This window comes from Clostridium sp. OS1-26, from assembly GCF_030915445.1.
Lineage (GTDB): Bacteria > Bacillota > Clostridia > Clostridiales > Clostridiaceae > Clostridium_AM.
In genome coordinates this window covers 723,327-736,932 of sequence record NZ_CP133264.1, presented here as the reverse complement: position 1 = coordinate 736,932, position 13,606 = coordinate 723,327, and the positions used below count along the sequence as shown (strand labels likewise).

Annotated in this window: 12 protein-coding genes and 3 other annotated features (1 of these 15 running past the window's edge); all 12 genes read left to right on the top strand. The window is 31.7% G+C overall.

All coding sequences use genetic code 11. The features are described from left to right. Positions 1-18: a binding site (T-box leader), on the top strand; it begins 366 nt to the left of the window's first position. Between the two features lie 67 nt (positions 19-85). The 12 genes from thrS to RCG18_RS03605 all read left to right on the top strand — a co-directional run bounded on the left by thrS (position 86) and on the right by RCG18_RS03605 (position 13,587). Then, on the top strand, positions 86-2,002 hold the full coding sequence (gene thrS, locus RCG18_RS03660; protein WP_308040078.1) for a threonine--tRNA ligase: 1,917 nt from the start codon (positions 86-88) through the stop codon (positions 2,000-2,002). Between the two features lie 42 nt (positions 2,003-2,044). Beyond that, positions 2,045-2,166: a sequence feature (ribosomal protein L20 leader region), on the top strand. A 34-nt stretch (positions 2,167-2,200) separates the two neighbouring features. After that, entirely contained in the window at positions 2,201-2,722 is a 522-nt protein-coding gene (gene infC / locus RCG18_RS03655) for a translation initiation factor IF-3 (RefSeq protein WP_308040077.1), read from the top strand. Positions 2,723-2,741: 19 nt separating this feature from the next. Next, entirely contained in the window at positions 2,742-2,942 is a 201-nt protein-coding gene (gene rpmI / locus RCG18_RS03650) for a 50S ribosomal protein L35 (RefSeq protein ID WP_211143995.1), read from the top strand. A 31-nt stretch (positions 2,943-2,973) separates the two neighbouring features. Next, the gene (rplT, locus tag RCG18_RS03645) at positions 2,974-3,333 is read left to right on the top strand and encodes a 50S ribosomal protein L20 (RefSeq protein WP_178909115.1); all 360 of its coding nucleotides are present in this window, start codon (positions 2,974-2,976) and stop codon (positions 3,331-3,333) included. A 196-nt stretch (positions 3,334-3,529) separates the two neighbouring features. After that, a complete protein-coding gene (locus tag RCG18_RS03640) occupies positions 3,530-4,876 on the top strand; it encodes a TrkH family potassium uptake protein (protein ID WP_308040076.1) in 1,347 nt (448 codons plus the stop codon). 11 nt (positions 4,877-4,887) lie between these two features. Then, positions 4,888-5,547, top strand: coding sequence for a TrkA family potassium uptake protein (locus RCG18_RS03635; RefSeq protein WP_308040075.1), 660 nt, complete (start codon positions 4,888-4,890; stop codon positions 5,545-5,547). 12 nt (positions 5,548-5,559) lie between these two features. Beyond that, positions 5,560-6,342, top strand: coding sequence for an RNA methyltransferase (locus tag RCG18_RS03630; protein WP_308040074.1), 783 nt, complete (start codon positions 5,560-5,562; stop codon positions 6,340-6,342). 88 nt (positions 6,343-6,430) lie between these two features. Continuing rightward, positions 6,431-6,657 (top strand) — a binding site (T-box leader). Positions 6,658-6,733: 76 nt separating this feature from the next. After that, positions 6,734-7,753: a phenylalanine--tRNA ligase subunit alpha gene (gene pheS, locus RCG18_RS03625; protein WP_308040073.1), complete on the top strand. Its 1,020-nt coding sequence runs from the start codon at positions 6,734-6,736 to the stop codon at positions 7,751-7,753. A gap of 77 nt (positions 7,754-7,830) precedes the next feature. Further along, on the top strand, positions 7,831-10,212 hold the full coding sequence (pheT, locus tag RCG18_RS03620; protein WP_308040072.1) for a phenylalanine--tRNA ligase subunit beta: 2,382 nt from the start codon (positions 7,831-7,833) through the stop codon (positions 10,210-10,212). A gap of 376 nt (positions 10,213-10,588) precedes the next feature. Further along, positions 10,589-11,188: a cell division protein ZapA gene (zapA, locus tag RCG18_RS03615; protein ID WP_308040071.1), complete on the top strand. Its 600-nt coding sequence runs from the start codon at positions 10,589-10,591 to the stop codon at positions 11,186-11,188. A 126-nt stretch (positions 11,189-11,314) separates the two neighbouring features. Next, a complete protein-coding gene (locus tag RCG18_RS03610) occupies positions 11,315-12,454 on the top strand; it encodes an aminotransferase class V-fold PLP-dependent enzyme (protein WP_308040070.1) in 1,140 nt (379 codons plus the stop codon). 221 nt (positions 12,455-12,675) lie between these two features. After that, positions 12,676-13,587, top strand: coding sequence for an NAD-dependent epimerase/dehydratase family protein (locus RCG18_RS03605; protein WP_308040069.1), 912 nt, complete (start codon positions 12,676-12,678; stop codon positions 13,585-13,587). The last annotated feature ends 19 nt before the right edge of the window (positions 13,588-13,606 follow it).

The window sequence follows — 13,606 nt, the reverse complement described above, 5'->3', positions numbered from 1 at the left end:
ATAATACTCGTCCCATACATGGGATGAGTTTTTTATTTTGTTTAATTTTTAATTTTATATAAATATAAATTAGGAGGAAAAAATAATGGTAAAGATTACTTTAAAAGACGGGAAACAATTAGAAGTTGAAAATGGTTCGAAGGTAGCAGATATTGCTGCTAAATTAAGCACATCATTAGCTAAAAAAGCTTTAGGAGCTAAAATAAATGGTGAAAAAGCAGAACTAATGACAGAGGTTAATGACGACTGCAAGCTTGAAATATTAACTTTCGATGATGCTGATGGAAAATGGATACTAAGACATACTTCAGCTCATATACTAGCACAGGCTGTAAAAAGATTATATCCAGATGTTAAATTAGCTATAGGACCTGCAGTAGACAATGGATTTTACTATGATTTTGATGCAGAATTTTCATTCACTCCAGAAATGCTTGAAAAAATAGAAGCTGAAATGAATAAAGTAGTTAAAGAAGACTTAAAACTAGAAAGATTTGAGCTTCCAAGAGACGAAGCTATGAAGCTAATGCAAGAAAAAGGAGAAGTTTATAAAGTTGAATTAATTCAAGATCTTCCAGGGGATGCAATCATATCTTTCTACAAACAAGGTGATTTTGTAGATTTATGTGCTGGCCCTCATGTACCATCTACTGGAAAAGCTAAAGCATTAAAATTACTTTCAATAGCAGGAGCTTATTGGAAAGGTGACGAAAAGAACAAAATGCTTCAAAGAATCTATGGAACTGCCTTCGAGAAAAAAGCAGAACTTGATGAGCATATAAAAATGCTAGAAGAAGCAAAGAAAAGAGATCACAGAAAATTAGGTAGAGAATTAGATTTATTCAGCATAAAGGAAGAGGGCCCAGGATTCCCATTCTTCCATCCAAAGGGAATGATAGTAAGAAATACTCTTCAAAATTTCTGGAGAGAAATGCACCAAGCTGCAGATTATGATGAAATAATGACACCTGTAATATTAAGTGAATCATTATGGCATCAATCAGGGCACTGGGATCATTATAAGGAAAATATGTATTTCACTAAGATTGATGAGGGAGATTATGCTATAAAGCCAATGAACTGCCCAGGATCAATACTTGTTTACAAAAATGGAATACACTCATATAGAGAATTACCATTAAGATATGCTGAAATGGGATTAGTTCACAGACATGAAAAATCAGGAGCACTACATGGTCTTATGAGAGTTAGATGTTTTACTCAAGATGATGCTCACTTATTCTTAACTAAGGAAAATATAAAAGATGAACTATTAAATGTTATAAAACTTATAACTGAATTCTATAAAGTATTTGGATTTGAATATTTTATTGAACTTTCAACAAGACCAGAAGATTCTATGGGAAGCGATGAAGATTGGGAAGCAGCAACTAATGGATTAAGAGAAGCATTAGAAGCAGCAGGTCTACCATATAGAGTTAATGAAGGTGATGGAGCATTCTATGGTCCAAAGATAGATTTCCACTTAAAAGATTGTATAGGAAGAACTTGGCAGTGTGGAACTTGTCAGCTTGATTTCCAGATGCCAGAAAGATTTGACTTAACTTATATAGGAGCAGATGGAGAAAAGCACAGACCAGTTATGGTTCATAGAGTTGTATTTGGTTCTATTGAAAGATTTATAGGAATATTAACTGAGCATTATGCAGGAGCATTCCCAGCTTGGCTTGCACCAGTACAGGTTAAAATAATGAATATAACTGATGGCCAAATAGAATATGTAAATAAAATTGCTAAGGAATTAAAGAAAAAGGGAATAAGAGTTGAAACTGATTTAAGAAATGAAAAAATAGGATATAAGATAAGAGAAGCTCAACTTCAAAAGGTTCCTTACATGCTAGTATTAGGAGACAAAGAAATGAATGAGGTCACTGTAGCAGTAAGAAGTAGAAAACAAGGTGATATGGGAGCTATGTCATTGAACGACTTTATTGCAAAAATTTCCGAGGAAATTGATAAAAAAGTAAGTTCAGTTGATTAATAAAAACTGTTGACAAAGTTTAAATATGATAGTATAATTTCATTTGTTAAGAAGAAACAGCCGTTTCTCACCTTACAGTGTAGCTAGTAAGGTTATGTGAATCCAGTTCTAGTATGTCTAGTGGTGTATTCAAAGGACGGCTTATGCCGTCCTTTTTTTATATATACTTAAGTACATAGATTCAAATCCACCTGGGAGGTGAAAATCATTAACAAAGATTTTCTTGTAAATGAACAGATAAGAGAAAAAGAGATAAGAGTTATAGGAGACGATGGTTCACAAATGGGGGTAATATCTTCTAGAGAAGCACTTAAGCTTGCAGAAGAAAAAGAATTGGATTTAGTTATGATATCACCAAATGCCAATCCACCAGTTTGTAAAATAATGGACTTTGGTAAGTACATTTATGAACAATCAAAGAAAGATAAAGAAGCTAAGAAAAAGCAAAAAGTTATTAATGTAAAAGAAGTTAGGCTTAGCCCAACTATTGAGGACCACGATATTTCTATAAAAGCTAATAATGCAAGAAAATTTTTACTTGCAGGAGATAAAGTTAAAGTAACAGTTAGATTTAGAGGTAGAGAAGCTGATTACTCATTTATAGGTAAAAAAATATTAGAAAACTTTTATGCTAAAGTTGAAGAAGTTTGCGTAGTAGAAAAAGAAGCAAAATTAGAAGGTAGAAACATGATATTAATTTTAAGTCCAAAGAAAGCATAATTGGGAGGAGGAAATTATCATGCCAAAAATGAAAACAAAGAAAAGTGTAGCAAAAAGATTTAAGGTTACAGGATCAGGTAAGCTTAAGAGAGCAAAGGCTTTTAAGAGCCATATATTAACAAAGAAGAGTACAAAAACTAAGAGAAATCTTAGAAAGACTGGTTATGTTTCAGAAACTCAAGAAAAAACAATGAAAACATTAATGCCTTACGCAAAATAGTAGGCAGGTTCGATAAGGAGGGTTTTATTAAATGGCAAGAGTAAAAAGAGCTATGAATGCTCGTAAATATCATAAAAAAATATTAAAGCTTGCAAAAGGTTACTATGGTGGCAAGAGCAAGTTATTCAAAACTGCTAACGAATCAGTTATCAGAGCATTAAGAAATGCATATGTAGGAAGAAGATTAAAGAAGAGAGACTTCAGAAAACTTTGGATAGCAAGAATAAATGCTGCTACAAGAATGAATGGTCTTTCATACTCAAGATTCATGAATGGAATAAAGACTGCAGGCATCGACATCAATAGAAAGATGCTTTCAGAAATAGCTATAAATGATCCAAAAGCATTTACTGAATTAGTTGAAATAGCTAAAAAACAGTTAAACGCGTAATAGTGATTATATAAAAATGCAGCATTTATGCTGCATTTTTATTTATATGCTGAGTTTGCATTGATATTAAATTTAATATATATTATGATGGCAATAGTTGGTCTGTATTATATTATTTTATAATAGCAAAATACATATATAGAAGACACGGATAACGTTATATCCTTATCAAATATGTTAAAAAGGAGTATTTGATATGAAGGTTAGAATTAACAAATGGTTTAAGGTTAATGAAATTCAAATACTGGCACTAGGCTTTGTAATATTAATTATAATTGGAGCATTTTTATTATGGCTTCCAATATCATCACGCAATGGTACATATACTAATTTTTTTGATTGTATATTTATAGCCACTTCTTCTGCTTGTGTGACAGGACTTGTAACCCTGGATACGGGGACTCACTGGAGTTATTTTGGTCAAGCTGTTATTTTGTTTTTAATACAAGTAGGTGGATTAGGTTTTATGTCTATAGCAACTTTAATTGCGCTACTAATGGGAAGAAGAATTACACTTAAAGAAAGACTTGTTATACAACAATCACTTAATTCATTTACGATACAAGGGTTAGTAAAAATGTCTAAGTACTTATTAATTTTCACATTTTGTGTACAGAGTGCAGGGGCAGTGCTTATGGCTACTCAGTTTGTTCCTGAATTTGGTTGGGGTAAAGGCATATACTATAGTATTTTTCATTCTATTTCTGCCTTTTGTAATGCAGGTATAGATATTATAGGTAATTTCAGAAGTGTAACTCCTTACTCACAAAATCCGGTTATATTACTTACTATAGCTGCGCTGATTGCTATAGGAGGGCTTGGTTTTTTTGTATGGCAAGAAATATACTATTTCAAGGATACAAAAAAGCTTTCTTTGCACTCAAAAATAGTCATAGCTTTTACTGTATTTCTTATTGTATCTGGTACTATTCTAATGTTTATATTTGAAATGGATAACCCTAAAACCATAGGTAATATGTCTATGAAGGGAAAAGTTTTATCTTCATTATTTGCTTCTGTTGTTCCAAGAACTGCAGGTTTCAATTCTATTTCTACCTCTGATATGACTGGACCTGGGATATTTTTAACTATGCTCCTTATGTTCATTGGGGGATCCCCGGGATCTACCGCAGGAGGTATTAAAACTACAACAGCAGCTCTATTAATTATTACAGTTATATCAGTTATAAAAGGTAGAGAAGATGCAGAAGTTTACGGAAGAAGGATAGGAAAAGAGAGCGTTTATAGAGCGTTGGTTGTTACTGTATTAGGAATAAGTATTGTTATGGTAGCCACTATTATATTGTGCATGACTGAGAAGCCAGCCTCACTAGAATACATACTTTATGAAGTAATTTCGGCCTTTGGTACGGTAGGATTAACTCTTGGTTTAACGCCTGACTTAAGCGTACCAGGTAAAATAATATTGAGCTTTATTATGTATGCTGGAAGACTTGGTCCTCTAACATTGGCGTTATCATTAGCTCGAAAAACTGTGCCAGGAACAATAAAATATCCTGAGGACAAGATTTTAATTGGATAGGGGTGGATTTTATGGATAAAAAGCAATATGTTGTAATAGGTCTTGGAAGATTTGGAACAGCTGTTGCTAAAACTTTATATGAACTGGATAATGATGTTTTAGCAATAGATTCCGATGAGCAGAGAATTCAAGATGTTTCAGAATATGTGACTCATGCTATTCACACAAATGCTACAGATGAGGAAAGTTTAAAATCATTAGGAATAAGTAATTTTGATGTAGCAATAATAGGCATAGGTGTTAACATGGAAGATAGTATCATGGTAACCTTATTAGTTAAAGAGCTAGGTGTAAAATATGTAATTGCTAAAGCTAACACAAGCATCCATGCGAAAATTTTATATAAAATAGGTGCGGATAAGGTGGTTTTCCCAGAGAGAGATATGGGAATAAGAGTTGTCCAAGATATGGTTTCAAGCAGCATATTAGATTACATTGAGTTATCATCAGAATATGGTATTGCGGAAATAATACCAAATGAAAATTGGAATAATAAGACCTTAGAGCAATTAGATTTAAGATCAAGATATGGAATAAATATTGTAGCTATAAAGAGAAAAGATGATATCGATATAGCTCCTAGTCCTGAATATAGAATTCTACGTGGTGATATAATAGTAGCGATTGGAACATATAAACATTTAAATAAGTTAGATGTTATTAATGGATAGGAGTGCATATAATTGGAAACCATACAAAGCAAAGATAATTCACTGATTAAAGATATAAAAAAACTAAAGGACAAAAAATATAGAATTGAGAGTAGTAGGTTTTTAATTGAAGGATTTAGATTTGTAGGTGAAGCCTTACAATCTGATTTTGTTGTTCCTTTAGTTTTTGTAAGCGAAAATGCTTTAGATAGATGGCAGAGTTTCAGTATGCAAGATAAAGTCCAAAAAAACACTAAGGTTTATTCTGTTACAGATCAAGTACTAAAAATTATTAGCAGTACAGATACTCCGCAAGGAATCGTTGCAGTAGTAAATAATAAAAATATAGAAGTTCAAAACAAACAAGGATTTTATACACTAGTTGATAAAGTTCAAGATCCAGGAAACATGGGTACAATAATAAGAACAGCGCACGCAGCAGGGGCTCTAGGAGTTATAATAACAAAAGGAACTGTGGACATATATAATGAAAAAGCTCTTAGATCTACTATGGGATCAATTTTTCATATACCTATAATTCACGATATAAACTTAGAAAGTGTAAAAAGCTTAAAGAGCAATGGATTTAAATTAGTTGTTAGTTCTCTAGATACAGATAAAAATTTTTATGATATAGACTTGAATGATAAGGTTATAATAGCAGTAGGTAATGAAGGTAGTGGCATAAGTAGTGAATTAATGGATATAGCAGATATTAAAATTAAAATCCCTATGCCTGGTGGAGCAGAATCCCTAAATGTTTCTGTGGCAGCATCTATTATGATGTTTGAAGCAGTTAGGCAAAAACTAATATAATATATTATTTTGGTAATTAGAAAATTAGGAAAAATTTATATTGACAATTTCAATATGAATATGTAAAATAAGAAAATATAAAATTGCATATATTACTATGATGGAGAAAGTAAATATATATAGTTTTTTTAGAGAGAGAAGGCCGAGGCTGAAAACCTTCTTAAAAGCTTTTATATTGAAGTTCACTCTGGAGTTCTAATTGTGAGATTAAAATTAGCAGTTAGCGGTTAAAGCCGATAAAATTTCTAAAGTGGATATTGACTGTTCAAGCAATATCAATTTGGGTGGTAACGCGGATATAAGTTCGTCCCTTTTAAAGGGATGAACTTTTTATTTTGTAAAAAAGCATTGCATATGTATTATGAATAAAAATCTGAAAGGAGAATAAAAAATGAAGGAAAAGTTAGAAACTATAAAAAATAGTGCTCTTGAAGAATTAAGAAATGCTCAAAATAGCTCTGAGCTTGAAAATATCAGAGTTAAATATCTAGGTAAAAAGGGTGAATTAACACAAATATTAAGAGGTATGGGTTCACTATCCGCTGAAGAAAGACCTTTAGTTGGAAAAATGGCTAATGAAGTAAGAGAAGTTATAGAAAATGCTTTAGAGGAATCTCTAAGGGAAATAAAAAATAAAGAAAAAAATTCAAAACTTCAAAATGAAATAATTGATATTTCTATGCCAGGTATAAGACAAAATTTAGGCAGAAGACATCCTTTGGAACAGACTTTAGATGAGATGAAAGAAATATTTATATCTATGGGATTCACTATAGAAGAAGGCCCAGAAGTAGAGCTTGATTATTATAACTTTGAAGCTTTAAACATTCCTAAGAATCATCCAGCAAGGGGAGAACAAGATACATTCTATATAAATGATAATTTGGTATTGAGAACTCAAACTTCACCAATTCAGATAAGAACTATGGAGAATCAAAAACCTCCAATAAAAATGATAGCACCTGGAAAGGTTTATCGTTCAGATGCTGTGGATGCTACACATTCTCCAATATTCTATCAGATGGAAGGATTAGTTGTTGATAAGGGAATAACTTTTGCTGATCTTAAAGGTACTTTAGAATCATTTGCAAAGAAGATGTTTGGAGATAAGCTAAAAACTAAGTTCAGACCGCATCATTTCCCATTTACAGAGCCTTCAGCTGAAATGGATGCTACATGTTTTGTATGCGGTGGAGAAGGATGTAGAGTATGCAAAGGAGAAGGATGGATAGAACTTTTAGGTTGTGGAATGGTTCATCCACAGGTTTTAAGAAATTGTGGTATAGATCCAGAAGTGTATAGTGGATTTGCTTTTGGATTTGGTGTAGATAGAATGGTTATGCTTAAATATGGCTTAGATGACATAAGACAGTTATATGAAAGTGATATGAGATTTTTAAATCAGTTCTAATAATTTAGAAGTGAAGGATAAGGGTATTATCCAACGAATAAAGATAAAACTTAAAATTTAAAAAGGAGGATTTTATTATGAAGGTTCCAGTTAAATGGTTAAAAGATTATGTTGATATAGATATTTCACCAAAGGAATTAGGAGATAGATTAACTTTAAGTGGCTCAAAGGTTGAAGAGGTTGTTACAACAGGTGAGGAAATACAGAATGTTGTTACAGGGAAAATAATAAAAATAGAAAAACATCCAGATGCAGAAAAGTTATCTATATGTCAGGTAGACATTGGAGAAAGTGAACCTATACAAATTGTTACAGCCGCAACAAATATGAAAGAGCAAGATGTAGTACCGACAGCTCTCCATGGATCTACTCTTCATGGAGGTTTAAAGATAAAAAAAGGAAAGCTTAGAGGAGCTGTTTCTAATGGTATGTTCTGTTCGGAAGAAGAACTGGGGATAGCTGGAGATGAGCCAGTTCATGGGCTTATGATACTTCCACAGGATACGCCTGTTGGCAAAGACATAAAAGATATTTTGGATATGACAAGCGCAATAATAGACTTAGAGATAACATCAAATAGACCAGATTGCTTAAGCGTAGTTGGAATAGCAAGAGAAACTGCTGCTACACTAAATAAGACTTACAAAATGCCTAAGCTGGACTATAAAGCAGTCTGCAAAGATAATATTCAAAATGAAATTAAGGTAGAAGTGAGAGATGACCTATGTAGAAGATATATGGCTAGAGGGGTAAAAAATGTTAAAATACAACCATCTCCAGGCTGGATGCAGGATAAACTTTTAGAAGCTGGAGTAAGGCCAATAAATAATATAGTAGATATAACAAACTTTGTTATGCTAGAGATTGGCCAACCAATGCATGCCTTTGATGTTAGAGAAATAACATCAAAAACTATAGTAGTTGAGAGGGCAAAAGATGGAGAAAAGTTTACTACATTAGATGAGCAAGAAAGAATATTGACATCAAATATGTTGAATATAAAAGATGGAGAAAAAACAATAGGACTTGCCGGAATAATGGGAGGTCTAAATTCCGAAGTTAAAGAAGATACTTCTTATGTAGTATTTGAATGTGCTAATTTTGATGGAACAAATATAAGAGGTTCTTCAAAACAGTTAGGATTAAGAACAGAAGCTTCTTCAAGATTTGAAAAAGATTTAGATCCTAATTTAGCTCAAATTGCTATGGATAGAGCATGTAATCTTGTTCAGGAATTAGGCGCAGGAGAAATTATGGAAGGAACTATTGATATATATCCTGAAAAACTTCAGCCTCATGGCTTAGAAGTGGATTATAAATGGGTGAACAAGTTCCTTGGAACAGAGATTTCTAAAGAAGATATGAAAAATTACTTAGATAGATTAGAACTAGGTACAGAGATAAATGGCGATACCCTAGCTATTAATGTTCCTACCTTTAGGTGCGATGTAAATATAAAGGAAGATATAGCCGAGGAAATAGCGAGAATATATGGATATAATAATATCCCTACTACCCTTATAGAAAGTGTTAGTTCAAGAAGCGGAAAAAATAGAAAGCAGCATTTAGATGATAAGGTAGTGGAAGCATTAATTGGAAGCGGCATTAATCAATCTATAAGTTATTCCTTTGTGAGCCCTAAGGTATTCGATAAAATACGTCTACCAGAAGACAGTACTTTTAGAAATACTGTAGCTATAAAAAATCCATTAGGTGAAGACTATAGTATAATGAGAACTACTACTATACCATCTATTATGGAAGCACTAGCTAGAAATTATTCTAGAAACAATGAATATGCAAGATTATTTGAAGTAGGTAAGGTTTATAATCCAAATGAAGATTTAAGTAAGCTTCCTGAAGAAAGAAATATTGTAACTATAGGATTATATGGAGACGTTGACTATTTCCATATAAAAGGAGTAGCTGAGAATATAATAGAAACACTGGGAATTGATAAGGCTTCCTTTAAGAGAGAAAGTGAGAATCCAAGCTTCCATCCTGGAAAAACAGCAGCACTTTATATAAAGAAGGATCTTGTAGGTATATTAGGAGAAGTTCATCCAGATGTATCAGAAAACTATGGAATATCAGAAAGATGCTATGTTGCAGAACTTAACCTTGATGTATTATACAGCAATGCTAATTTGGATAAAAAATACAAGGCGCTTCCTAAATTCCCAGCTGTAACAAGAGACATGGCAATCTTAGTAGATGATGCTGTGCTTGTACAGGATATAGAAGATGTGATGTGGAAACAAGGTGGAAATATATTAGAAAGCATTAAATTATTCGATGTATATAAGGGAGAGCAAATTCCAGAAGGAAAGAAAAGCGTAGCTTATTCTATGGTTTATAGAGTAGACAATAGAACACTAACTGATGCTGATGTAAATAAGGTTTATGATAAAATAGTTAGAACCTTAGAAAATAGACTTGGAGCACAACACAGACAATAGTAAAAACTTATCCGATGTCTATCGCCACTAATACCCCAACGCACTCTGTGAAAGCGATTCGCACCAAATCATAGATTTGGGATGCCTGCTTAATATTTGGGCTCTCTGCTTTTCTTAAAGTTGGGGATAAGTGGCGCTACGACCCTGGATAACGGCTTCTAGGCTTCAGATGGAGTTTAAAACTCCACCTGAAACCAAGAATCCTGTTTATAAAGAGTTTATTTAGTATGATAAGGGTAGTATAATGTAAGAAATATATTATACTACCTTTTGTTAAGCTTAGGTAAAAATAAACTGTTTAATACATTAAGATTTTATGATAGAATAAAATTATAAAAAATTGGAATAAAGAGTAATTATCTAAGAGGGTGTTTACATGAATATAGTAACAGTTAAGATAAATGGCATTGAATATAATTTAAAAGGTGACGAACGAGAAGAATATTTACATAAAGTAGCTGGTTATGTAGATAAAAAGGTAAAAAATATTTTGGAAAATAATAGAAAATTAAGCACATCATCTGCAGCAATTCTTTCTGCTGTAAATGTTGTTGATGATATGTTTAAAAAACAAAAAGAATATGAAGAGCTTATTGACAAGTTAAACCAAATGGAGAAGGCTCAAAATAGTTATATGGAACAGATAGAAGCTCTAAAAAAACAACTTAATCATATGGAACAATATAATGCTGAGCTTCAACTAAAGCTAAAAAGTAATTTAAGCAATCAACAGCTAGAGCAGCTTGAGCAAAGTGTGCATAAGCTTACTGAGGAATTAGCGATAACTCAAGAGACAGCACAAAAAGCCATAAAGGAAAACTCAGTTCTTAAATCGGAAAATAAGGAATTTAAGTTTCAACTTCAATCCGCCAAATATAAAATAATAGATTTACAACACAAGCTAGTTGAAAATCAAATAAATTTGGCAAGGGAAAAAAAGCAAAAACACCCGTTTTTAAATGATATAACAAAATAAAATCCGAACTAATTGTTTTCAATTAGTTCGGATTTTATTTTGTTAGATTTTTATGTGCCATTTGAGAATAAAAAAATATACTGGTAATAGATATATACTACAAATAGTATTATCAAGGAGGAATTTATGATATATTTAGATAATGCAGCTACGTCTTTTCCTAAGCCTGGTGAGGTATATGACGCAGTTGTAGAATGTATGAAAAATTATGCTGCTAATCCAGGTAGGGCATCTCATGACATGGCTTTAAAGGCATCATCTAAAATCATGGAAACAAGACAGTGTATTTCCAAGTTATTCAATATTTCAAATCCGCTCAATGTAGTGTTTACTAGTAACGCTACTGAGGGTCTTAATATAGGAATAAAGGGAGTAGTAAAAAAAGGTGACCATATCATAAGTACGGTAATTGAGCATAATTCTGTGCTGAGGCCTTTAAATTATTTATCAAAACAAGGAGTAGAAATTACATTACTTGGAGTTAATGAAAATGGATATATAAATCTAAAGGATTTAAAAAAAGAAATAAGGAAGAACACAAAAGCAATTGTAATAAATCATGCTTCAAATGTATTAGGAACTGTTCAGAATATAAATAATATAGGAGCCATAGCAAGGAAGCTAGGTATCATATTTATTTTGGATGCTTCTCAAAGTGCTGGAGCTATCCCAATAGATGTAGAAAACGATAATATAGATATTTTAGCCTTCCCAGGGCATAAAGGTCTATTTGGACCACAAGGAACTGGAGGGCTGTATATAAGAGAAGGAATTAATTTAAGTGATTTTAAGCAAGGGGGAACCGGAAGTAATTCTAATTCTATGAATCAACCAGATTTTTTACCTGACAAATTTGAAAGTGGAACGTTAAATACTCCAGGAATAGCTGGTTTATGCGAAGGAATTAAATTTATTGAAAAAGTTGGAATAAGAAATATCCAAAAACATGAGGAAAACTTGACAGAACATTTGCTTGAAGAACTAAAAAAGATTGATTATGTAAAATTATATGGACCAGATTATCATACAAATAGAAGCTCAGTAATATCAATTAATCTAGAAAATATAGATAGCTCTCAAGTGGGATATTTATTAAATAAAAAAGGAATTGCCGTTAGAACAGGATATCATTGTGCTCCACTAATTCACGGTGTAATAGGCACGAATAAATCGGGAACTGTAAGAATAAGTCCAGGATATTTTAATACTAATGAAGATATAGAAAGTATAGTTAAAGCTATAAGAGAAATAAATGATAATAAATAATTTAAAGAATCTATTAAGGGCTTAGTATGATTATAAGCCCTTATTTTTATTACTTTTAATAGGTAACACGTTCATTCTAAGTTGAATATATTAAAAGTGCAAGTAAGTTTTTTGTTTACAGCTATGTAAGGACTTAAGGAGAACGATTTAGTTATATTTAATGCTTAAAATATAAAAAACATCTTTATAAAGCGCTAGATAAGGGGGGATTAGAGGATATTATGAAAGTGATGGTAATTGGAGGAGCTGGATTTATTGGATCTCATATAGTAGATTTACTAGTGGAAAATAATTATGAAGTATGTATAATCGATAATTTAAGTCGTGGTAAAATGAAAAATGTTAATAGTAAAGCTAAATTATATATATATGACATATTAGATAAAAATATATTAAATATATTTGAAATGGAAAAGCCAGATATCATTGTACATCAAGCTGCTCAAATAAGTGCAGTTAATTCTATTATTGATCCAATAAAAGATGCAGAGATTAATATTATAGGAACATTAAATTTACTAGAAGCAGCTAAAAGTGTAAAGATAAAAAAGTTTATTTACTCTTCTTCTGCAGCGGTGTTTGGAGAACCTAAGTATCTTCCAATTGATGAGGAACATCCTTTAGATATGATATCTAATTATGGAGTGAGTAAGCACGTTGCAGAACATTATTTGAGTGTATATAAAAAGTTATATAATATTAATTATGTTATTTTAAGATATTCAAATGTATATGGACCAAGACAAGATTCATCGGCTGAAGGAAGCGTTATTTCAATCTTTTGTGATAAAGTACTGAAAGGTGAATCGCCCTATATATATGGAGATGGGAGTCAGACTAGAGATTTCATATATGTAAAAGATGTAGCTAAGGCTAATTTACTTGCTGTAGAAAATGATATAGAAGGTATATTTAATGTATCTAGCAATAAAAAGATTTCTATTAATCAACTTTTAAAATATATATGTAATATTTTAAATAAAAGCATAAGACCTATTTATATTAGAAAAAGAGATGGAGATATAAAAGATAGTCTTATAACTTATAACAAAATATTTAGTGAGATAGGTTGGAAGCCCAAATATGAAATTTTAGAAGGATTAAAAAAAACAATAGAATTTTATAAAAATTAAATTATACAGGAAGTGAAAA